This window comes from Duganella sp. BJB1802 (genome assembly GCF_013369445.1).
GTDB lineage: Bacteria > Pseudomonadota > Gammaproteobacteria > Burkholderiales > Burkholderiaceae_D > Rugamonas > Rugamonas vulcania_A.
Genome location: NZ_JABWEF010000001.1, coordinates 555,706 through 578,404 on the forward strand (window position 1 = coordinate 555,706; position 22,699 = coordinate 578,404).

At 68.4% G+C, this 22,699-nt stretch carries 17 protein-coding genes; 8 read left to right on the plus strand and 9 right to left on the minus strand.

Annotated elements, in window-relative coordinates; genetic code table 11:
* Positions 1–8 precede the first annotated feature (8 nt).
* The 3 genes from HUX88_RS02595 to HUX88_RS02605 all read left to right on the plus strand — a co-directional run bounded on the left by HUX88_RS02595 (position 9) and on the right by HUX88_RS02605 (position 5,726).
* Positions 9–2,237, plus strand: coding sequence for a TonB-dependent receptor (locus HUX88_RS02595; protein ID WP_229219161.1), 2,229 nt, complete (start codon positions 9–11; stop codon positions 2,235–2,237).
* Positions 2,238–3,950: an alkaline phosphatase family protein gene (locus tag HUX88_RS02600; protein ID WP_176360706.1), complete on the plus strand. Its 1,713-nt coding sequence runs from the start codon at positions 2,238–2,240 to the stop codon at positions 3,948–3,950.
* Positions 3,951–4,046: 96 nt separating this feature from the next.
* Positions 4,047–5,726 carry a methyl-accepting chemotaxis protein gene (locus HUX88_RS02605; protein WP_176360707.1) on the plus strand — a complete coding sequence of 560 codons (1,680 nt, stop codon included), beginning with the start codon at positions 4,047–4,049 and terminating at the stop codon, positions 5,724–5,726.
* A 27-nt stretch (positions 5,727–5,753) separates the two neighbouring features.
* On the opposite strand, the gene HUX88_RS02610 is transcribed toward HUX88_RS02605, so the two are convergent.
* Together HUX88_RS02610 and HUX88_RS02615 are read right to left on the minus strand one after the other, a co-directional pair.
* Positions 5,754–5,939 carry an oxidoreductase-like domain-containing protein gene (locus HUX88_RS02610; protein ID WP_373886742.1) on the minus strand — a complete coding sequence of 62 codons (186 nt, stop codon included), beginning with the start codon at positions 5,937–5,939 and terminating at the stop codon, positions 5,754–5,756.
* On the minus strand, positions 5,936–9,052 hold the full coding sequence (locus HUX88_RS02615; RefSeq protein WP_176360708.1) for a diguanylate cyclase: 3,117 nt from the start codon (positions 9,050–9,052) through the stop codon (positions 5,936–5,938). The genes HUX88_RS02610 and HUX88_RS02615 overlap by 4 nt, the downstream gene beginning before the upstream one ends.
* Positions 9,053–9,363: 311 nt before the next feature.
* On the opposite strand from HUX88_RS02615, the gene HUX88_RS02620 reads away from it, so the two are divergent.
* Positions 9,364–11,013: a DEAD/DEAH box helicase gene (locus tag HUX88_RS02620; RefSeq protein WP_176360709.1), complete on the plus strand. Its 1,650-nt coding sequence runs from the start codon at positions 9,364–9,366 to the stop codon at positions 11,011–11,013.
* 16 nt (positions 11,014–11,029) lie between these two features.
* Here HUX88_RS02620 and HUX88_RS02625 read toward each other — a convergent pair whose 3' ends face one another.
* The 5 genes from HUX88_RS02625 to HUX88_RS02645 form a co-directional block, all read right to left on the minus strand.
* Positions 11,030–11,881 carry a bifunctional 2-polyprenyl-6-hydroxyphenol methylase/3-demethylubiquinol 3-O-methyltransferase UbiG gene (locus tag HUX88_RS02625; protein WP_176360710.1) on the minus strand — a complete coding sequence of 284 codons (852 nt, stop codon included), beginning with the start codon at positions 11,879–11,881 and terminating at the stop codon, positions 11,030–11,032.
* A 71-nt stretch (positions 11,882–11,952) separates the two neighbouring features.
* Positions 11,953–13,092: an acyltransferase gene (locus HUX88_RS02630; protein ID WP_176360711.1), complete on the minus strand. Its 1,140-nt coding sequence runs from the start codon at positions 13,090–13,092 to the stop codon at positions 11,953–11,955.
* Between the two features lie 75 nt (positions 13,093–13,167).
* Positions 13,168–13,938, minus strand: coding sequence for a PIG-L deacetylase family protein (locus HUX88_RS02635; protein WP_176360712.1), 771 nt, complete (start codon positions 13,936–13,938; stop codon positions 13,168–13,170).
* Positions 13,928–14,809, minus strand: coding sequence for a GNAT family N-acetyltransferase (locus tag HUX88_RS02640; RefSeq protein ID WP_176360713.1), 882 nt, complete (start codon positions 14,807–14,809; stop codon positions 13,928–13,930). Before HUX88_RS02640 ends, HUX88_RS02635 begins: the two co-directional genes overlap by 11 nt.
* A complete protein-coding gene (locus HUX88_RS02645; protein ID WP_117011933.1) occupies positions 14,806–15,183 on the minus strand; it encodes a GtrA family protein in 378 nt (125 codons plus the stop codon). The genes HUX88_RS02640 and HUX88_RS02645 overlap by 4 nt, the downstream gene beginning before the upstream one ends.
* Positions 15,184–15,322: 139 nt before the next feature.
* Here HUX88_RS02645 and HUX88_RS02650 point away from each other — a divergent pair, with 139 nt between their 5' ends.
* Positions 15,323–16,270 (plus strand): glycosyltransferase family 2 protein, encoded by a 948-nt coding sequence (locus HUX88_RS02650; RefSeq protein WP_117011932.1) that lies wholly within the window; start codon positions 15,323–15,325, stop codon positions 16,268–16,270.
* 3 nt (positions 16,271–16,273) lie between these two features.
* The gene (locus HUX88_RS02655; protein WP_176360714.1) at positions 16,274–16,690 is read left to right on the plus strand and encodes a GtrA family protein; all 417 of its coding nucleotides are present in this window, start codon (positions 16,274–16,276) and stop codon (positions 16,688–16,690) included.
* Between the two features lie 6 nt (positions 16,691–16,696).
* Here the strand turns inward: HUX88_RS02655 and HUX88_RS02660 are convergent, their stop codons facing one another.
* Both HUX88_RS02660 and HUX88_RS02665 read right to left on the minus strand, forming a co-directional pair.
* The gene (locus tag HUX88_RS02660; RefSeq protein WP_176360715.1) at positions 16,697–18,787 is read right to left on the minus strand and encodes a glycosyltransferase family 39 protein; all 2,091 of its coding nucleotides are present in this window, start codon (positions 18,785–18,787) and stop codon (positions 16,697–16,699) included.
* Between the two features lie 54 nt (positions 18,788–18,841).
* Complete coding sequence (locus tag HUX88_RS02665; protein WP_117011929.1) at positions 18,842–19,837, minus strand: glycosyltransferase family 2 protein; 996 nt, start codon at positions 19,835–19,837, stop codon at positions 18,842–18,844.
* 202 nt (positions 19,838–20,039) lie between these two features.
* On the opposite strand from HUX88_RS02665, the gene HUX88_RS02670 reads away from it, so the two are divergent.
* Complete coding sequence (locus HUX88_RS02670) at positions 20,040–21,449, plus strand: MBOAT family protein (protein ID WP_176360716.1); 1,410 nt, start codon at positions 20,040–20,042, stop codon at positions 21,447–21,449.
* Positions 21,449–22,657 (plus strand): hypothetical protein, encoded by a 1,209-nt coding sequence (locus HUX88_RS02675; protein ID WP_117011927.1) that lies wholly within the window; start codon positions 21,449–21,451, stop codon positions 22,655–22,657. Before HUX88_RS02670 ends, HUX88_RS02675 begins: the two co-directional genes overlap by 1 nt.
* The last annotated feature ends 42 nt before the right edge of the window (positions 22,658–22,699 follow it).

A 22,699-nucleotide genomic window follows, 5' to 3' on the forward strand; every position in this document is an offset into this window, starting at 1 on the left:
GCTTCCCTTTGAAACCATTGTGCCTGGTGGTCCTGCAAGCCCTCGCTTGCCACGCTTACGCTGCCGCCGACGCGGCCGATGCCGCCGCCGACAGCTCGGTGGCCGGCGCCGTCGTCGGTCCTATGCAAACGGTGGAAATCACCGGCCGTGGCCAGTCGCGTCAGGTGCAGAACATCAACAAGGCCGACCTGGCCGAAGCGCTGCCGGGCACCAGCCCGCTCAAGGTGCTGGAAAAACTGCCAGGTGTGAACTTCCAGTCCGCCGATCCGTTCGGCGCCTACGAGTGGTCGACCCGCTTCAGCGTGCGCGGCTTCAACCAGAACCAGCTGGGCTTCACGCTGGACGGCGTGCCGCTGGGCGACATGAGCTACGGTAACAACAACGGCCTGCACATCAGCCGCGCCATCTCCTCGGAAAACGTCGGCAACGTGACGGTATCGCAGGGCGCCGGCGCGGTCGGCACCGCCTCGACCAGCAACCTGGGCGGCACCGTGCAATTCTTCACGCTGAACCCGAGCGACACGCGCGGCCTGACCTTCGCGCAAACCTTCGGCAGCGATTCGACCTCGCGCACCTTCGCCCGCGTCGATACCGGCCTGATCAACAACGTCGTCAAGGCCTACATCAGCGGCACCCGCCAGCGCACCGACAAGACCAAGGGCGAGGGCGGCCAGGACCAGGATCAGCTGAACTCGAAGTTCGTGTTCAACTTCGGCGAGAACAGCCTGACCGGCTTCCTCAACTATTCCGACCGCCGCGAAGTCGACTACCAGGACGTGTCGCTGGAAATGGTCAAGCGCCTCGGCTACGGCTGGGACAACTACCAGCCCGACTGGCAGCGCGCGGTGGACGCCGCACGCAACAAGTTCACCGGCGGCGTCAACAGCCAAGACGACGCCTACTACTCGGCCGGCGGCCTGCGCAAGGACACCATCGGCGGCCTGACCCTGGCGCTGAACTTCGGCCCATCGGTCGAACTGAAGACCACCATCTACCACCACGACAACGACGGCCAGGGCCACTGGTACACGCCGTATGTGGCGACCGACGCCGCCAACCCGATCTCGCTGCGCACCACCGAGTACTCGATCGGCCGCGACGGCGTCACCAGCGACCTGACCTGGGAACTGGGCAGCCACACCATCACCGCCGGCCTGTGGGGCGAGCGCAGCAACCACAACGTCAGCCGCAACTACTACAAGGTGACCGGCCCGGCCGACACCATGTTCTTCCTGTCGAATCCGTTCCGCACCGACTTCAAGCAGAACTTCGTCACCACCACCTCGCAGTACTACGTGGCCGACACCTTCAGCGCCATGGACGGCAAGCTGAAGTTCAACGCCGGCTTCAAGGCGATGGACGTGGACATCAAGGCCACCAACCTGATCGGCACCCGCGCCGCCGGCGAGCTCGACGCCGAGAAGAAATTCCTGCCGCAGGCCGGCGTCAACTACGCCATCAGCGCCGACGACGAAGTGTTCGCCTCGGCCTCGAAGAACATGCGCGCGTTCCAGCCGGGCGTGAGCGGTCCGTTCTCGCAGACCCAGGCCGCGTACAACGCCGGCATCGCCAAGCTCAAGCCTGAGACCTCGGTCAACATCGACCTCGGCTACCGCTTCAAGCGCGCCGACATCCAGGGTTCGGTGGCGGTCTACAACGCCCGCTTCGACGACCGCCAACTGAGCGTGGCCACCTGCGCCGGCATCGTCGGCTGCCCGTCGACCTTCGTCAACGTCGGCAAGGTCGACACCAAGGGCCTGGAAGCGATCGCCGTGTGGAAGATCAACCGCGAGATCAGCTGGTTCAACTCGTACACCTTCAACGACTCCAAGTACAAGTCGAACTACCAGGACGGCGCCAACCTGGTGGCCGTCAGCGGCAAGCAGGTGGTCGATGCGCCGCGCTCGCTGTTCAACACCGAAGCCTCGTATGAGAGCGGCACCTGGTTCGCCCGCGTCGGCGGCAAGTACACCGGCAAGCGCTACTACACCTACCTGAACGACGCCTCGGTGCCATCGTTCTGGCTGGCCAACCTGTCGGCCGGCTACAAGCTGAAGTCGATGGGCATGCTGAAGGACCTGTCGCTGCAAGTGAACGTGACCAACCTGTTCGACAAGCAGTACATCGGCTCGATCGGCACCAACGGCTTCCAGGCCAGCGATATCAACGGCACCGCGCAAACGCTGCTGACCGGCGCGCCGCGCCAGGTGTTCGTCACGCTGAACGGCAAGCTGTAAATGGCCCGTCCCCTGCTGGCGCTGGTCTGCGGTGCGTTGATATCTTCGGCCGCCGCAGCGGCCAGCGGGGCGGCCTCCACGCCGATCCAGCACGTGATCGTGCTGGTCGGCGAGAACCGCACTTTCGACAACCTGTACGGCGTCTACCAGCCGCGCAAGGGCCAGACGGTGGCCAACCTGTTGTCGAAGAAAATCGTCAACAGGGACGGCACGCCCGGCCCGCGCTTCGCGGACGCGGCGCAGAAACTGGGCCTGTCCACCGGCGCCTACACGCCGACGCCGGACTTCAACGGCGTCTACGGCACTTTGCCGCAGCCTTGGGCCGGCGGCGCCTTCGGCCAGCGGCAGGACGTGCCCGACGCGCGCTTCCCGTCCAACCTGCCCAACGGCCCGTTCCAGATCACCCACCACGTCGGCTACGGCGCCCACACCGGCGACCCGACCCATCGCTTCTTCCAGATGTGGCAGCAGGTCGACGGCGGCAGGAACGATATGTTCGTCTGGGTGGCGGACCAGACCGGTCCCGGCCCCAGCAATCCTGCGCCGCTCGCGCCCGGCAAGACCGGCCAGGGCGCGGTGGCCATGGGCTTCTACAACATGGCGCGCGGCGACGCGCCGCTGTTCAAGAAGCTGGCCGACCAGTACGCGCTGGCCGACAACTACCACCAGCCCGTCATGGGCGGCACCACCGTCAACTACTTCGCGCTGGCCACGGCCGACGTCGGCTACTACACGGAGGCCGGCGCGGCCGCCGTGCCGCCGGCCAAGCAGATCGAGAACCCCGACGCCCAGCCCGGCACCAACAACTGGTACACCGAGGACGGCTATCGCGGTGGCACCTATGTCAATTGTTCCGATCCGGCCCAGCCCGGTGTGGCGGGCATCCGACAGCTGCTGTCGCAACTGCCATACCCGGCCTTCAACGACGGCAACTGCGCGCCCGGCCACTACTACATGGTCAACAATCTCGACCCCGCGTTCGGCCCGATGGGCGAGGCGCTGCCGCTGGGACCGGACAAATTCCTGCTGCCGCCGCAGACCATGCCGCACATCGGCGACGCCATGACGGCCGGCGGCGTGTCGTGGAAGTGGTATAGCGGCGGCCGCAACGACGGCAAGAAAGTCGACAAGGAATACTGCGGCATGTGCGACACGCCGACCTTCTTCAGCTCGACGATGAACGGCCCCGACAAGGACAAGCTGGTCGACCTGATGCAGTTCTACGTCGACGTCAAGGATGCCGCCACGTTCCCGTCGGTGGCCGTGATCGCCCCGTACGACAGCATCTCCGGCCATCCCGGCTACGCGATGGAAACCAGCTTCGACGAGCTGGTGGCCGGCGTGCTGGAGCGGGTGCAGGCCAACCCGGCGCTGTGGAAGAACACCGTGGTGCTGGTCACCTTCGACGAGGGCGGCGGCTACTACGATTCCGGCTACGTGCAGGCGATCGACTTCTTCGGCGACGGCACGCGCATCCCGCTGCTGGCCATTTCGCCGTGGGCCAAAAAGGGCGTGGTCGACCACACGTATTACGACCACGCCTCGATCGCCAAGTTCATCGAGCGCAACTGGTCGCTGCCGCCGCTGTCGGCGCGCAGCCGCGACAACCTGCCCAACCCGGTGCACGACAAGGCCGCGCCCTACGTGCCGCGCAACCGCCCGGCCATCGGCGACCTGATGAACCTGTTCGATTTCGGCGCGGCCCATCCTTGAACTGTTGCTTTGAGAACACATTTCCCGCCTTGCGCTGGTGGCGGGCCCGACATCGTTGCATACTGGATGGCCCAAGTCAGCGATGAGGAGAATGTAATGAAATGGTTTTACGACCTGAGAATAGCCACCAAGCTCATCGTGTCGTTCGGCGCGGTGCTGCTGCTGACGCTGGTGATGGGCGTGTGCACCATTCTGTCGATGGGCAAGGTCAACCAGGCGTCCACCGACCTGGCGCAGAACTGGATGCCCAGCGTGCGCGCGGTGCTGGAGCTGCGCGGCGACGTCGGCGACTATCGCCGCTGGGAGCTGGCGCACCTGCTCAACGAAGACCCGCAGGCCATGGCCGGCTACGAAAAGCGCATGGACGACACCCTGGCCACCCTCAAGGCCCACCGCCAGGCCTACGAGAAGGTGATCAACGAGGGTGAGGAAAAAACGCTGGCCGGCGAATTCGACAAGAGCCTGGCCGCGTTCATGATCGAACACGAGAAAATGATGACGCTGTCGCGCGCCAACCAGAAGGTCGAGGCGCGCGCCGTGGCCAGCGCCAACTCGGCCAAGTTGCTGGGCGAGCTGACCGCCACCGTCAACAAGCTGGTCAAGCTGAACTCGGACGGCGGCGAGGCCGCCAGCGCGGCCGCCAGCGCCACCTTCAGCAGCGCGCGCTGGACCGCCATCGTGCTGCTGGTGCTGAACATCGTCATCGGCATGGCGCTGGCCGTGTGGGTGGCGCGCATCGTGGCCACGCCGCTGCAGGAGGCGGTGGCGCTGGCGCGCGACGTCGCCGGCGGCGACCTGACCCGCACCATCGCCGTCAGCTCGGCCTGCGAGACGGGCCAGCTGATGCAGGCCTTGCAGGACATGACCGGCAATCTGCAGCAGCTGGTCAGCCAGGTGCGCAGCGGCACCGACACCATCGCCACCGCGTCCAGCGAGATCGCCAGCGGCAACCAGGACCTGTCGGCGCGCACCGAGGAGCAGGCCAGCTCGCTGGAGGAGACGGCCTCGTCGATGGAAGAGTTGACCAGCACCGTCAAGCAGAACGCCGACAACGCGCGCCAGGCCAACCAGTTGGCGCAGTCGGCGTCCGGCATCGCGGTCAAGGGCGGCGACGTGGTGGGACAGGTGGTCGGCACCATGGCCTCGATCAACGAATCGTCGCGCAAGATCGTCGACATCATCGCCGTCATCGACGGCATCGCGTTCCAGACCAACATCCTGGCCCTGAACGCGGCGGTGGAGGCGGCCCGCGCCGGCGAGCAGGGACGCGGCTTCGCGGTGGTGGCGTCCGAGGTGCGCAACCTGGCGCAGCGCTCGGCGGCGGCGGCCAAGGACATCAAGCAGCTGATCGGCGATTCGGTGGAGAAGGTGGAGACCGGCTCGCAGCTGGTCGACCAGGCCGGGCAGACCATGGCGGAGATCGTCGCCAGCATCACCCGCGTGACCGACATCATGGCCGAGATCACCTCGGCCAGCGTGGAGCAGAGCCACGGCATCGAGCAGGTCAACACCGCCATCGTGCAGATGGACCAGGTGACGCAGCAGAACGCCGCGCTGGTGGAGCAGGCCGCGGCGGCGGCCGAGTCGATGCAGGATCAGGCCGGCAAGTTGAGCGAGGTGGTGAGCGTGTTCAAGTTGCTGGAGACCAGCGCGCCGGCGGTGCGTCCGGCGCCGCGCCGCAAGCAGGTGGCGGCGCCGGTGCGCGCGGCGGTGGTCAAGCCGGCGATCAAGCAGGCCGCCAAGGCTCCCGCCAGCGATGAGTGGGAGACGTTCTAGCGTCGTTCCCGCCTGCGCGGGAACGACTCAGGCGCCGGGATGCCGCTCGCGCCAGGCCGTGAGCGCGGCGCGGTAGCGCTCCAGCGCGTCCTGGTACAGGTCCTCGACGCAGAACGTGCAGCCGCTGTGGCAGCAATCGCCCGGCTCGGGCGGCTGTGGCGGCTGCGGCATCGGATCGTCGTCCGGCGCCGGGTTACGGTTCGCGTCCATCATGCCGGCGGCATGGCCAGCAACGCCATGTTGCGTCCCTTTTCCTTGGCGCGGTATAGCGCGCGGTCGGCCATCTGCACCAGCAGCTCGGGCGAGCTGTCCTCGGTCGGCCGCATCACCGCCACGCCGATGCTGATGGTCAGCATGCCGAACGGCGACTGCTCGTGCGGCATTTGTCTGCGCGCCAGCTCGGCGCAGATCTCCTCGGCCACGCCGAAGGCGTCGGCCGCGTCGGTGGCGGCCGCCAGCAGCGCGAACTCCTCGCCGCCGTAGCGCGCCACCAGGTCGGTGGTGCGCCGCCCGTGCGCGGTGATCAGCTCGGCCACGGTGCGCAGCGCCGAGTCGCCGGCCAGGTGGCCGTAGTGGTCGTTGTACTTCTTGAAGTAGTCCACGTCCAGCATCGACAGCGCCACCGTCTGGCCGGTGCGCGCCGCGCGCCGCCATTCGGCTTCCAGCGCCAGGTCGAAGCCGCGCCGGTTGCTCACGCCGGTCAGGCCGTCGGTGGTGCTGAGCGCGGCCAGCTTGCGGTTCGATTCCTCCAGCTCGCGCGTGCGCGCGGCCACCAGCTGCTTGAGCTCGGCCTGGTGGCGGGTCAGGCGGGCGATGCGGATCTTGTAGGCCAGCATCAGCGAGCCCAGCACCAGCGCGGCGGCGCCCACGCGGAACCACCAGCGCTGCCAGAACGGCGGCGTGATGGTGATGGCCAGCGTGGCCGGCTCCGGATTCCACACGCCCAAGTGGTTGGCGGCCTTGACCCGGAACACGTAGTGGCCGGGGTTGAGGTTGGTGTAGCTGGCGCTGCGGTGGGCGGCGTCGGTGTGCACCCAGTCGCGGTCGAAGCCCTGCAACTGGTAGGCGTAGCGGTTCTCGGCCGGCTCGGTGTAGTGCAGCGCGGCGAACTCCAGCGAGAACACCGAGGCCTGCGACGACAAGGTCAGCGCGGTGGGCGAGGTGACCGGACCCTCGGCCTTGACGTTCTCGCCCGGCTTGCCGTCCTGCAGCGAGTGGTTGAACACGGTGATGTCGGTGATCGCCACCTGCGGCGGCACCGAGCTGGTGCGTACCGCCGACGGCGTCACCGCCGTCATGCCGTGCACGCCGCCGAAGTACAGCACGCCGTTCTGGCCCATGGACGAGGAGTTGACGGTGTAGCCCTCGGTCAGCCCGTCCGACGGACTGAAGTGGCTGACCTGGCCGTTGGCCGGGTCCAGCCGGTACAGGCCGGCGATGGTGCTGCACCAGATCTTGCCGTCGAGGTCGTGCTCGATGGCGAGGATCTTGGGCGCGCGCATGGCGGCCGCGTAGGACTTGAAGCTGACCTGGCCGTCCGCGCCGAACACCACCAGGTCCAGGCCCTTGCTGGTGCCGACCCAGATGCGGCCCTGCGCGTCCTCGTGCAGGCTGGCGATGTTGTCGTCGCTCAGGCTGGCGCGGTCGGCGCCGGCGTGGCGGAAGTGGCGGAATTTGCCGGTGGCCGGGTCCAGCAGGTCGAGCCCGCCGCCGTTCCATTCCGAGCCGGCCCACACGCGCCCGGCGCGGTCCTCCAGCACCGCCGAGGTGCCGTTGACGCTGCGCGTGTTCGGGTCCTGCGGATCGTTGTAGTAGATCTTGCGGGCGTCGGTCTTGATCTCGTAGCGGATCAGGCTGTTGCCGGTGGCCAGCCACAGCACGCCGCCGGCGCCGGGCGCGATGGCGTTGATGTAGTCGCTGGCGGTGTTGCCGAAGTGGATGACCTGGAACGGGCTGTCGGGCGTGTCCAACCGGTTCAGGCCGTTGGACGTGCCCAGCCACAGCGGGCCCTTGCCGTCGTCGTCCTGGTACATGCTGTAGACGATGGAGTGGCTCAGCATGCCGGGTTTCTTATCGTCCGCGCGGTAGCTTTTTATCACGGTGCTGGTGGCCGGATCGTACAAGCTCATGCCGACGTTCCCGCCCAGCCAGATGCGCCCGCCCGGCGCGCGGGCCAGGCTCAGCAGCGCGTTGCTGGCCGGCGCCGAGCGGCTGTCGATGCGGAACGGCACGTGGCGGGTGAAGCCCTCGCTCGACAGGTTGGCCAGGCTGATGCCGTCGGTGAAGGAGGCGATCCACAGCATGCCGCCGCGGTCCTGCATCACCGCGCGCAGGTTGTCGCCGGGCAGGCTGTACGGATCGTCGGCCGCGTGCACGAACTGGTCGAACTCGCCGCTGGCCTCGTTCCAGCGCAGCAGGCCGGCCGACAGCGTGGTGCACCACAGCGTGCCCTTGTTGTCGAGGTTGAAGTTGGTGATGCGGCTGTACGGCGAGGCGATGGCCTGGCGGGTGTCCCAGTCGCGCTTGCCGTCCCAGCGGATCACGCCCGACTCGGTGCCGATCCACAGCATGCCGTTCCGGTCGAACTGCAGCGCGCGCACGATGTTCACGCGCGCGTCCGGCTTGGGCGCCGGATCGACCTGGTGGTGGCGGAAGGCGGTGGCGCCCGGCGCCAGGTAGTCCAGCCCGCCCGGCCAGGTGCCGATCCACACGCCGCCCTGCGCGTCCAGCGCCAGCGCGTTCAGGTCGTTGCTGGCCAGGCTGGCCGGGTCGGCGTCGTCGTGGGCGTAGACGGTGAACTTGCCGGTGTTGGGATCGAAGTGCTGCAGGCCGCCCCAGCTGCCCACCCACATGCCGTTCTTGCCGTCGGAGATGATGTTCTTGATGATGCGGTGGTTCTTGGGCGCCTTGCCGGTGGGCGCGAACAGCGTGAAGTCGTTGCTCTCCGGGTTGAAGCGCGCCAGCCCGTTCTGCGTGCCGGCCCAGATGCGGCCCTGGCGGTCCTCGTAGATGGCCGAGACGCGGTCGTGCGGCAGGCTGTGCGGGTCGGACGGGTTGTTGGTGTACTTGACCGCCTGGTAGCCGTTGTAGCGGTACAGGCCGTTGGTGTGGGTACCGACCCAGACGAAGCCCTTGCGGTCCTGCAGCAGCGAGAGCATCGACGGCTCATCGCCGCCCAGCGGCCCCAGCTTCTTGAAGCGCAGCGACGGCGCCGGCGCGGCGCCGGCGTCGGCGGGCGGCAGCCAGGCCAGCAGGAAACTCAGCATCAGCAAACAGGACAGCAATAGGGAAGGGCAGCGGCGCAGGACCGGCGGAAGCACGTGCATGGTGGTGGGATATCCGGTGGCGTAACGGGTTGCGCGGGCGGAGCTGCGCTCGAAAGTAAACGATATTCTGATCAGATTGGCTATTATACATACCATTGATGCAAGGGTTTTAATATAAAAGCCGGCGGTTTTTAGCGCAGTTGCCGGAAATTAGGGTATAGTTTACGGCGCTCATTGTATCCTGCTAAGCGCGCGCCGCCCCGCCGGTCCTTCCGCACTTCCTCCAAGTCGTACACCAAGCCCGGGCCGGCAGCGCAGATCTGTTAATTGAAGAAAGCTTGGCTGTCCGCCGCAGGGCCGCCGCACACACTATGTCCGAAACCGAGATCACCACCCCGACCGTTATTGAGTCCGCCGCTCCGGAAGCCGCTGCCGACGCCGTGGCCGCCGCCGCGCCCGCCGTCGAAGCCGCCCCAGCCGCCGAAGCCGCGGTCGAAGCCGCGCCTGTCGTCGAGGCCGCGCCAGTCGCCGCCGCGCCCGCCGCCGAACCCGACCAGGTCCGCTTCGCCGACTTCGGCCTGTCGCCGGCCATCCTGCGCGCGCTGACCGACCAGGGCTATGTCCACCCGACGCCGATCCAGGCCCAGGCCATCCCGGTGCTGCTGCAGGGGCGCGACGTCATGGGCGCGGCCCAGACCGGCACCGGCAAGACCGCCGGCTTCGCGCTGCCGATCATCCAGATGCTGCTGGCCCACGCCAGCGCCAGCACCTCGCCGGCGCGCCATCCGGTGCGCGCGCTGATCCTCACGCCGACCCGCGAACTGGCGGTGCAGGTGGCCGAGAACGTCAAGGCCTACGCCCAGCACACGCCGCTGCGCTCGACCGTGGTGTTCGGCGGCATGGACATGAAGGGCCAGACCGTCATCCTCAAGGCCGGCGTCGAGATCGTCATCGCCACGCCGGGCCGCCTGCTGGACCACGTCGAGCAGAAGAACATCAGCCTGGGCCAAGTGCAGATGCTCGTCATGGACGAGGCCGACCGCATGCTGGACATGGGCTTCCTGCCCGACCTGCAGCGCATCATCAACCTGCTGCCGGCCAAGCGCCAGAACCTGATGTTCTCGGCCACGTTCTCGCCGGAGATCAAGAAGCTGGCCAACACCTTCCTGACCAACCCGGTGACGATCGAGGTGGCGCGCAGCAACCAGACCGCCGACAAGGTCACCCAGGTGGTCTACAAGGTGCCGGAGAACCAGAAGCACGCGCTGACCGCGCATCTGCTGCGCCAGCGCGAACTGAAACAGGTGATCATCTTCTCCAACACCAAGATCGGCGCCTCGCGCCTGGCCAAGGGGCTGGAGCAGGAGGGCATGAAGGCGGTCGCCATCCACGGCGACAAGACCCAGCAGGAGCGCATGGCCGCGCTGGAATCGTTCAAGAAGGGCGAGATCGACATCCTGGTCGCCACCGACGTCGCCGCGCGCGGCCTCGACATCACCGACCTGCCGTGCGTGATCAACTACGACCTGCCGTACAACGCCGAGGACTATGTCCACCGCATCGGCCGCACCGGCCGCGCCGGCGCCTCGGGCGACGCGCTGTCGATCTACTCGGACAAGGATGAACGCCTGCTGGCCGACATCGAGAAACTGATCAAGCAGACCATCCGCCGCGGCGAGCTGACCGGCTTCAACCCGGCCCCGAGCTATGGCGGCGACGAGCGCGGCGAACGCCGTCCGCGCCGCGAAGAGGGCGGCCGTGGCGCGCCTTCGTCGTTCTCGTCCTCCTCGTCGTCATCCAGCGGACGTGGCGAGCGCAGCGACCGTGGCGAGCGTCCACCGCGCGCCGCCGGCGCACCGACCTACGGCAGCCGCCGCGAGAAGGTCGATCCGTGGTTCCTCAAGCCGTACGAGCCGGCCAAGGCGCCGGCGCCTGCCGCCACCGCCAGCCTCGGCGGCGCGGCCACGGCCAAGCCCAAGCAGAAGCTGGCCTTCCTGCTGGGCGGCGCGCCCAAGCAGTAAGCCACGCCCCCGGCGATCAGGGTTTGCGGTAGACGCAGACCACGATGTCGCTGGGGAAGGCGCGCAGCACCGGGATCGTCAGCATGACGGCCGCGTACTGCGCGTAGATGCTCAGCCAGCTACCCTGGCCGGCGCAGCGCAGGCGCTCCAGCATGCTCTTGGCGCGCACCGCAGGCAGTTCCGCCTTGAGCCGCAATTCCAGTCCCTGCTGCCCCACCAGCTTGCTCAGATTCCCGGCCTCGAAGTAGTGCACGTGCGGCGACGGCAGGCCCTTCTGCCACAGCCGCTCGAACGGCGCCCGCCAGCCGACGCGCGCGAACAGCTTGGACAGGCGGTAGAAAAATCCCCGGCTGTTGGGCAGGTTCAGGATCAGGATGCCGCCGGGCGACAGCCGTTCGCGGCAGGCGGCCAGCGCCGAGTGGATGTCCGGGATGTGCTCGATCACGTCGTTGAAGACGATCACGTCGAAGCGTTCGTCCGCCTCCAGCGCGTCGGGGAAGAAGCCGTTGCGCACCGGCAGGCCACGGGCGGCGGTCTTCTCCGCCACGGCCGTATCCGGCTCCATGCCCAGCACCTCGAACTGGCCGCGCGCCGCCTCCAGGAACCAGCCGTGCGCGGCGCCCACGTCCAGCAGCCGGCGCGCGCCGGGCGGCGCCAGCGCGGCCGCGTAGCCGACGATGGTCTCGAAATTTTCCTGGCGGATGGCCTTCAGGCCGGCTTCGCGCTGGGTCTCGTCCACGTGGACATGGACCTCGGCGTCGTTGATGGTGGGCAGCAGCGCCGCGCTCTCGTAGCGGCAGGACGGACAGACGCGGTGCCAGGCCGACAGCCCCGGCGCCGTTTGTTGCTTACAGACGATGCAATTCATTAGATCCTCTACATAGGGCATGCGGACAAGGGGTTAAATGTATAGCAATATTGGCGGCGGGGCCAGCGTTTTCAAGCGCGGCGCGCGGCCGGCATCGGCGCGGCCTGGGGCGCTGGCCGCGCCGGCAGCAGCTTGAGCAGGCCATCGCGCACCAGGTTGGACAGCCGCTGTTCCAGGTAATGGTGCGACAGCGCCGCCATCGCCACCGAGCACACGGTCGTCAGCATGACCGACGGCCAGGTGTGCCACAGCGGGTCCAGGCCCTTCGCCATCAGGCGGTGCTGCAGCAGGGCGCCGGTGATCAGATGGGTCAGGTACAGCGAGTAGGAGATCGAACCCAGCCAAAGGAACAGCGCCGGCACGCGGATCTGCACGGTCTTGCTGGCCAGCGCCATGGCCAGCACCATCAGCGCCAGCGGCCAGCCGTAGTGGCTGGGGCCGTGGGTGTTCACCGCGCCGCTGTAGGCCGCCCACAATGCGAACGTCACGCCCAGCGCCAGCATGTTCCAGGCCAGCTGGCGGCTGCGCAGGCGCAACCATGGCAGGCTGTACAACCAGCCGATCAGCACGCCGATCAGGAACTCCAGCACGAAGGGGCTGGTCACGATGCTCAGGTAGCCGACCGGGTACACCGGACCGCCCTCGACGCTGAGATTGAAGCCGCGTTCGGCGTACGGCAGCACCAGCACCGTCAGCGCCACCCAGCCCACCAGCGCCGCCCAGCGCAGGCGCTTGAACAGCATGCTGGCGGCGAAGATCAGGTAGAAATACATCTCGAATTCCAGCGTCCAGGCGACCACCAGGGTCAGGCCGAAGTACGGCGCCTGGCGCGGATCGAACGGCAGCATGCCCAGCGTGTGCCAGAAGGCCAGCCGGTTGGCGGCCACATGGAAGTATTCGACGCCGTAGCTGACATAGGCGAAGGCCAGCGTGGCGATGGCGTAGGCCGGCCACACGCGCGCGAAACGCTTGATCAGGAAGCGCGCCGCCTCGGCCGGGCCGCCGGCGGCGCCGGCGGTCGAGTAGTACATGATGAAGCCGCTGATGAGGAAGAACAGGTCCACGCCCATCGCGCCGGGCGTGAGCAGCTGCTCGGCCAGCGGCCAGGCGGGCGTGTCGAGCAACTGGTACCTGGCATGGGTCAGCACCACCAGCACGGCGGCGATACCGCGCAGCAGCTGCACCCAGTGCAGGTTTTTTTCTTGGTTCATGCGGCGTGTTACTTTCGGTGTTGGTTTGAGCGCCGCCATTCTATCCGCCCACGGCGGAAAGAATCTCTCCAAAACTCACCGGTGCGCCAACCACTCCGCCATATTCTGTTGCATCGCTTCCCAGGTGTAGAAGCGGCGCTGCTCGTAGTACAGCGGACCGTCGTGCGGGCGTTGCGCCAGCCGCGCCAGCGCGACCGGCTGCAGCTGCTGGCTGCCGTGGCGCAGGTAGTGCCACAGCACGAAGGGGAACAGGCCGACCCAGGTCTTCCACTGGCTCGGATAACGCAGCAGCCGGCCCAGGTGGCGCAGGCGCGCGCCCCAGCCGATGGCCGTGCGCTCGACCGCGCCGTTGGCCGCCAGCGGCGCCAGCACGTTGAACCACGGCGCCCGGCGGCCCCGGGCGTTGTACAGCGAGTACTGGCGCAGCCGCGCGAGCAGGCCCAGCTTCTCGGCCGCGTGGGCCGCCAGGAAGTGCAGCGCGTCGTGGTCGTGGTGGCCGCCTTCCCAGGCGGTCACGCAAATCAGTTCGACGTCGTCGAAGGACGCCAGCCAGTCCCGCAGCCAGTCGCCGGCCGCCGCCATGTGGCGCGGCAGGGTGCCGTCGACGATGGCCAGGCGGTCGCCGGCGAAGGCCACCTCGCGCGCGTCCACGCCCATGCCGGCCAGCACCGCCAGCGACTCGGCGTTGCGGCGCGGGCCGGAGCCGGCCGCGCCCTCGGTCAGGTAGGCGCAGGCCACCCGGCGCCCGCGTCGCAGGCTGTCCTCGATGGCCTGGAACACGCCGTACTCGTCGTCCTGGTGGGCGAACAGGAACAGCGCCGTGCCGGCGGCGCGCTTAGTAGGCATCGAAGTCGAGGAAGCTGAAGCGGATCGCCGACGGATCGAGCTGCGCCACGCGCCCGGACAGCGAGCGGTAGATCAGGTTCAGCGGCGACGGCCGCAGGCGCTGCGGGATCGACGGGTAGCCGGTGAAGCGGCGCTCGCTGTCCGGCACCAGGCCGAGGAACAGGCGCGCCGGCGCCCAGCCGCCGGCCACCTGGTTGGCGTCCGGCGCGGCGCCGGCCGGCAGCGCCAGTTCGCCGTAGGCGCGCGCCACGCTCAGCGCGGCGGCGTCGAATTGCCACAGCGCGCCGTGCCGGCGCATGCGTACCGGGTTGTCGGGATTGGCGCAGCGCCAGGCCAGCGCGGCCGCGCTGCGCTGGCGCTCGAAGCTGACTGCCGCGCCCTGGCCGTGCGGTCGCGTGCCGACCCCGCCCCAGCCCAGCCGCGCCTCCAGCGGCCGCACCAGCTGGAAGCCCAGCTTGCGGATGAAGCCGGGCGTGCTGTTGGCGTTGGCCACGCCGTAGACCGCGTCGTAGCCCTGTTCGCGGGCGCTGTCGTAGGTCAGCGCGGCCAGCTTGGTGAACAGGCCCTTGCCCTGGTAGTCCGGATGGGTGGCGGTGTTGAGCGAGAGCAGCACCCGCACGTCCTGGCCGCCGATGCGCGCCACGCCCGGCACGCACACGTAGTGCGCGGCCAGGCGCTCGCCGTCCCAGGCGTCGTAGCCGGCCGCCGCGCCGTCCGGATTGTCGGCGTACAGCCAACGCAGATAGGCCGGCGTGAACTTGGACGCGTCCGGGAAGCAGGCGGCGAACAGCGCGCCGTACTTGGCCAGCGCGGCCTCGTCGTAGCGCACCGGCGCGAAGGTCAGGGTGGGAGTGGCGATGTCAGCAGTCATTTGAATACCCAGAATTTACTCAACAGGAAACCGTTGGCGGCCACCACCGGCAGCGAGATCAGCTTGCCGGCCAGCGGACTGCCCAGCAGCGCTTGCGCCAGCGCCACCAGCAGCAGCGTCAGGCCGTAATTGATCGCCACCACCACCAGGTAGCGCCACATGCTGTGGCTCTGGCTCAGGCGGGCGAAGGTGACGCGGGCGTGGAAGGCGTAGTTGACCACCAGCCCGGCCACGAAGCCGAGGCTGGCCGAGGTCAGCGGCGGCAGGCCGGCGCGCAGCGCCAGCTGCATCAGGCCGATGTCGATCAGCGCGGTCAGCACGCCGCCGGCCACGAAGACCAGGAACTGGCGTTGCAGGAACATCTGTTTAACCATGAAGAGTGCGATCCGAGGGCCGAAGGGCTGCCATTTTAGCAGCGTCCGCCCGCAGCGGGGGCAAAGCGGCGGCCGGCTGCGGTGTGCGGCATGACCGGACTCCTGTACAATTTCGCAACCGATCCTCATAGATGCTCAATTGAATCCCTTTCCCCAGCACCGTATCGCCATCGTTGTCCCGTGCTACAACGAAGCCCTGACCATCGCCGCCATCGTCCGCGACTTCAACGCCTGCCTGCCGGGCGCGCCGGTGTACGTGTTCGACAATAACTCAAGCGACGACACCCAGGCCGTGGCGCGCGCGGCCGGCGCCATCGTGCGCAGCGTGCGCCAGCAGGGCAAGGGCAATGTGATCCGCCGCATGTTCGCCGACGTCGACGCCGACGTCTACGTGATGGTCGACGGCGACGACACCTACGACGCCAGCGTGGCGCCGCAGCTGGTGCGCCGGCTGCTCGACGAGGGCCTGGACATGGTGGTCGGCACCCGCCACGCCGACGAGCAGGAAGCCTACCGCTTCGGCCACCGCTTCGGCAACCGCCTGCTGACCGGCTGCGTGGCGGCCGTGTTCGGCAACACCTTCACCGACATGCTGTCGGGTTACCGCGTGTTCTCGCGCCGCTACGCCAAGTCCTTCGCGGCGCACGCGGCCGGCTTCGAGACCGAGACTGAGCTGACCGTGCACGCGCTGGAGCTGCGCATGCCGGTGGCCGAGGTGCCGACCCGCTACGGCGCGCGGCCGGACGGCTCGGTCAGCAAGCTCAACACCTACCGCGACGGCGTCCGCATCCTGTGGATGATCGTCAAGCTGTTCAAGAACGAAAAGCCGCTGCCGTTCTTCGGCCTGGGCGCGGGCCTGTGCGCGCTGCTGGCGCTGGTGCTGGCCGAGCCGCTGGTGGCCACCTATCTGCGCACCGGCCTGGTGCCGCGCCTGCCGACGGCCGTGCTGTGCACCGGGCTGGGCATGCTGAGCGTGCTGTCGCTGTCGTGCGGCCTGATCCTCGACACCGTGACCAAGGGCCGCATCGAGCAGAAGCGCTTCGCCTACCTGGCGGTGCCGGCGCCGCGCCCGGCGTCCGACGCCTGACCCATGCTGGCGCCGCACGTTCGCGTCCAGCTGCTGCGTTTTGCCGTGGCCGGCGTGGCCGGGCTGGCGGTCGACGTGCTGGTGCTGTACCTGGCGCTGGCGCTGGGCAGCGGCTTCCACGCCGGGCGCGTGCTGTCCTTCCTGTCGGCGGTATGGGTCACTTGGCGGATCAACCGCCGCTACACCTTCGACGCCGCCACCGGCAGCGCGTGGCGCCAGTGGTGGCGCTACGTCGGCGCCATGGCCTTCGGCGGCGCCGTCAACTATGGCGTCTCGGCCGCCGTGATCGCGCTGATGGCGCACTGGCCGGCCGCCGCGCCGCTGCTGCCGGCCGCGCCGTTGCTGGCGGTGTGCTGCGGCACGCTGGCCGGCCTGGCGCTGAACTTCGTCAGCGCCAAATTCCTGGTGTTCCAGCGCTGAGCCGGCTCAGGGCCGGGGCGCTGCGGCGTCGACGGTTTCCAGGCTGTACAGGCCGATGCCCAGCTTGCGCTGGTCGCTGCCGTTGCCCAGTTCCTGCGGCGAGGTCGGCTTCGGTACCTTGATGGTGATCACGCGCGCCGTGCCGTCGGTGTTGAAGCGCAGTTCCTTCATGCCGTGCGCGCCGTCCGCGCGCAGCGGCAGGGTCTGGCCGCCGGCCGTGACCTGGAAGTCCAGACCGGCGTTTGGCCCGTAGGCCGCCACGTCCAGGCGCAGCAGCAACTGCTTGGGCAGCGGCTGGGCGAAACGCAGCGTGACCAGCTCGCCGTCGGACCAGCGGCCCCAATGCTCCATGCCCGACAGGCCGGTGCTGCGCAGGGTGTCATCCTCGGCCTCGGCGAAGCGGTGCTGGCGCGCCTCCTCCGGCGGCACGATGCGCGCCAGCGTGAAGCCGCGCATGCCGCTGTGGCGCACCGCGCCGGCCGGCAGCGGATAGTCGCCCACCACCAGCAGCCAGGCGTGCGGCTGCGCCAGCGTGGCCGCCGGGATCGGCTGGCCGGGCGGCACCTGCAGCACGCTGGCCTCGACGCTGTCGACGAAGAAGCGGCTCTTGAGCAGGTTGCCGCCGTCGTCGCCGATGATGGTCAGGTGCTTGAGCTCCTCGGGCGCCAGGTAGTGGTGCGCGAACTGGCCGGCCTTGACGAAGGCGTCCGCGTGCTGCGCCATGCGGGTGTACTGGTTGAGCTTGACGCCGGAGACGATCACCACCAGCGGCGTGACGATGTAGACGAACCAGCGCGCCGCCTGGCGCGGCTGGACGATCCACAGCAGCAGCGCCGCCACGCCGAAGGCGGTCAGCCCGAGCATGCTGCCGTGGTCGCGCGTGATGCCGTACAGGGTGGGGCTGTCGATGTAGTTGGGGGTGTAGGCCGGGACCAGGTAGCGGCAGGCCGCCCAGGTCGCCAGCAGCAGCGGCAGCGCCGCCAGCAGGCGGGCGCGCCAGCCCGCGCCGGGGCGCGGCGCCGCCAGCTGGGTGCCGACCAGCATCAGCATCAGCGGCAGCGCGAAATCGTAGTAGCGCATGTGCAGGCGCGCGCCGCTTTCGCCGCTGCCGCCGCCGGCCACCAGCGCCGTGAACAGCGCCGTCACCGCCACCAGCGACGGGATCATCAGCGCGGCGTAGGCCAGCAGCGTGTTGCTGCCGCGCGCGGCGCCGTTGCGCTGGGCGCGGCTGGCGCACAGCAGCGCGGCGGCCGCCAGCGGCATGCCGGACATCAGCACCAGACCCATCAGGTGGCCCTGCAGGCTGGCCAGCGCCAGTTGGATCAGCACGCCCACGCCGGGCCGGGTCTGCGCCTGGTTGGAATAGAAGGTGCCCAGCAGGTAGAGGCCGTTGCGGCCGGCGTACAGGTAGCCCACCGCGTAGCGCACCGCGGCGGCCGTGGCCAGCGCCGCCGCCACCAGCAGCAGCGCCCGGCGCAGCCAGCGCCAGCGGTCGCCGGCCTGGCGCTGGGCGAAGGCGGCGTAGGCCAGGTAGACCACGTAGGCCGGGATCAGGAACAGCGCGTGCACCTTGACCATCGCCAGCAGGCCCAGGATCGCCGAGCTGAGCATCACGGCGCGGACGTCGACCCGGCCCAGGCCGCGCAGCACGGTCCAGCTGAACAGCCAGAAGCCGCAGAAGTACATGGCTTCCGGCATGAAGTAGGCGGTGTAGCTGTTGCTCGGCGCCAGCACGGCCAGCAGCGCGATCACGGCGGCCAGCCGGCGCGGCATGTACTGGCGCGCGATCAGGTAGAGGAAGGGCGTGGCGCCGACGTAGAACACGGCGTTGATCAGGCGCGCGCACTCGAGGAAGCCCTCGCCGCAGAAGCTGGTCAGCCGGTACACCGTGTAGTACAGGTAGGACGGCACCTGCGTGTCCTTGAACGGCGTCAGGCGGGTGAAGCTGCTGTACGACCATTCGTCGCCGAACACGGTCGGATACAGGCCGATGTTGCGGAACACGATGTACAGGAAGATGGCCAGCAACGCGATCGCAAACAGGGCCGGATCGGACAGGCGGGGAATACGGGCGGCAAGGCGGTGGAGTGGGCGCATGGACTATCGAATGGGTTGGAGTTGGCGGCGGCCTGGCGGCCGCGCGCCGCAGCGTCAGTTGCGGACGAGTGTGCTGCGCGTCAGGCGCACGCGGCCCTGCAGCGGCTTGCGCGGCACCGAGGCGATGTCGTAGGCCAGGAAGGCCAGCAGCAGCTGCATGCCCATCAGGATAGGCATGGCCGACAGCATGACCGTGCCGGCCGCGGTCGGCAGGCCGGCGCGGGCCGAGTCGATCCAGTGCAGGCCGCCGTAGACGCTGCCCGACACCAGCATCAGCGCGCCCAGCGGCAGCTCGATCGAGGCCAGCGACATATTGCGCAGGTAGTAGTTGTAGAACACCCGCTTGCAGAAGTTGCGCACGTGCTTGGCCATGAACTCGGTGACGATCTTGGAGATCTTCAGGTTGCTGACCTCGTCGCCGTAGACCGCGTCCATCGGCACGTCGTGCACCACCGCGTTCAGCGTGTTGAGGCGGAACAGCATGTCGGTCTCGAAGAAGTAGCGCTTGCTGATCTTGTGGAACGGCAGGTGGCGGGCGGCGTCGCGGTGGATCGCGGTGTAGCCGTTGGTCGGGTCGAACAGGTCCCAGTAGCCGGACGACAGCTTGGTCAGCAGCGACAGCATGGCGTTGCCGAACAGGCGCATCGGCGGCATGCTGCCGATCTGCTCCAGGTCGAAGAAGCGGTTGCCCTTGGTGTAGTCGGCCTCGCCGGCCAGGATGGGGGCGATGAAGGCTGGGATCAGGCCCGGGTCCATCTGGCCGTCGCCGTCGACCTTGACCATGATGTCGGCGCCGCCGGCGATGGCGGCCTGGTAGCCGGTCATGACGGCCCCGCCCACGCCCTGGTTCTCCGCATGCTCGACCACCACCACGCGCGGGTCGGTGTTGTGGGCGCGCACATAGGCGCCGGACTGGTCGGGGCAGCGGTCGTCGACCACGTAGATGCGGTCCACCTCGGGGCCGATCGCCGCCAGCACGCCGAGGATATGGCGCGTCACTTTGTAGCTGGGGATGACGACGGCGACGGACGGGGATTTGGTTTGCTGCATAGTCTTCGGTGGTTAGGGTGCGTCAATGCGGGGGCGTTTAAGGTACGGGGCGGCCATGGGTGCGGCAAGTGCCGTTACAGCCGGTTACATATAAGGCAAGTATAATCCGCCGTGATTATACGGCAGGTCTGCGATAATGTTCGCCCCGGCAATCTTTTTGTTGACTGCGGCGACCCGGCCGGTCCCCTATCGAGGTTTATTCATGGTTTTCAGTTCCGCCACGTTCTTATTCTATTTCTTCCCCCTGTTCCTGATCCTGTATTACGCGCTGCCGTGGAAAAACGGCGTGCTGCTCATCGGCAGCCTGCTGTTCTACGCCTGGGGCGAGCCGCGCTTCGTGCCGCTGCTGCTGGCGTCGGCGCTGCTGAACTACGGGGTGGGCTGGCTGATCAACGCGGCCCGGGGCCAGCGCCGCCGCCAGGCCATGCTGCTGCTGGGCGTGGCGGCCAACCTGGCGTTCCTGATGTACTACAAATATATCGGCTTCTTCGCCGGCATCTACAACCAGCTGGCGCAGCCGCTGGGCCACGGCGTGACGGTGCCGGCCGTGGTGCTGCCGCTGGGGATCTCGTTCTTCACCTTCCAGGGCATCTCCTACCTGATCGACCTGTACCGCCGCGACATCGAGGTGCAGAGCAGCTTCTGGCGCTTCGCCATGTACAAGGCCATGTTCCCGCAGCTGATCGCCGGCCCCATCGTGCGCTACCGCCAGATCGCCCACGAGATCGAGCACCGCGACCTGCCCAACGCCCGCATCTGGGCCGGCTTCCGCCAGTTCATCGTCGGCCTGGCGCAGAAGATGTTGATCGCCAATACCGTGGCGCTGTCGGCCGACCGCCTGTTCGCCCAGGACCCGTCGCAGCTGACCACGGCCGGCGCCTGGATCGGCATCGCCTGCTACACCATCCAGATCCTGTTCGACTTCGGCGGCTACTCCAACATGGCGATCGGCATCGGCCACATGCTGGGCTTCAGCTACCCGCCCAACTTCGAGCGCCCGTACGCCTCGCTGTCGATGACCGAGTTCTGGCGCCGCTGGCACATCAGCCTGTCGTCCTGGTTCCGCGACTACCTGTACATCCCGCTGGGCGGCAACCGCCACGGCCCGCTGCGCACCTACCTCAACCTGGGCCTGGTGTTCCTGCTGTGCGGCCTGTGGCACGGCGCCGCCTGGACCTTCGTGATCTGGGGCCTGTGGCACGGCGCCCTGCTGGTGCTCGAGCGCCTGGGCCTGGGCGCGGCGCTGGCGCGGCTGCCGGCGCTGGTGGCGCAGGCCTGGACGCTGCTGATGGTCATGCTGGGCTGGGTGTTCTTCCGCGCCGACAGCGTGCCGCACGCGCTGTCCTTCCTGCGCACCATGGCCGGCCTGCAGCCCGAGGCGGCCATGCCGCACCCGTGGCAGCTCGACTTCACGGCCTCGTCCGCCCTGGCGCTGGTAATCGGCACCTTGATCGCCACCGTGCGCCTGCCGCGCCAGACGCTGGACGGGCGCGCCTCCGCGCTGCTGCAGGCCGCGCCGCTGCGCTCGGCCGCGCTGGTCGCGGCCCTCCTGCTGTGCGTGCTGAACATGGCCGCCGGCACCTACAACCCGTTTATTTACTTCCGTTTCTGATGATGACGTCTGTTTCCTCCACCGGCCCGCTGCGCCGGCACGCGGCCAAGATCGCGCTGGTCGCGCTGCTGTCCATTCCCGCCATCGTCGGCGGCATGCACGCGGTGAAAGACCGCCGCGGCGAGAACCGCGTGCTGGCCTCGCTGCCGGACCGGCCCACCGACTGGCCGTCGGCGCTGGCGCTGCCGCCCAAGCTCGACGCCTGGATCAACGACAACTTCGGCTTCCGCGCCGCGCTGCTGCAAGCCCACAACCGGCTGCGCTACCGCCTGTTCCACGAATTCCCGTCGATCCAGGTCGAGGCCGGGCGCCACGGCCGCATCTTCCTCAGCGCCCACGGCACCAACGTGCCGCGCTTCTCCGCCGTCAAGGCCGCCTGCGCGGGCGGCGAGACCAAGCCCGGCACGCCGGAGTACATCGGCCGCCTGTTCCACGACTTCCACGCGATGGGGCTGCGGCCGCAGATGATGATCGTGCCGTCGGCGCCGGTGGTGGTGTACGACGACCTGCCGGCCTGGCTGGCGCCGGTGTGCGCCTCGGCCGCGACGCCGGTGGCCGGCTGGCTCGCCTCCGGCGCCTTCGGCCCGGAGGCGCAGCCGTCGATCTACTATCCGCTGCAGGAGATGCGCGAGATCAACCAGCGCGAGGTGCTGTTTCCCAAGCACTGGTTCCACTGGAGCGGCGGCGGCCTGGCCGACGTCGCGCGGCTGACGCTGCCGCGCTTCGGCCGGCCGCTGGAGCCGGCCGCGCCGCCGCTGACCGTGGTCACGCTCCAGGACATCCCGTCCGACATCTCGGGCCTGTTCGCCGGCATCCAGCTGAAGGGGCCGATCCAGGGCGTTGATTTCGCCGCGTCCGGCGTCGACTCGTGCTACGGCGGGCGCTGCTTCCCCGAGTTCAAGGAATACGCCGAGACGCTGTACGACATCTCGCGCTTCCACAATCCGAAGGCGCCCAAGCGCCGGCTGGTGATGTTGACCGATTCGTTCGGCTCGAAGGTGTCCGGCTGGTATGCGCGCTATTATTCGGATGTGGAGCAGGTGGCCACCAACAACATCGGGCAGCTGAGCACGGACCAGATCCGGCGCTTGAAGGAATATCTGTTCCGCGACCGCGAGAACATGGATCTGCTGATTTTGTATCACGACGTCGGCACCAGCACCGGCACCATGCAGGTCGGCCTGGAACGCTTCCACGAAAAGCCCTGAACGCTAGCCCGTCATTCCCGCGAAGGCGGGAATCCATGCGGC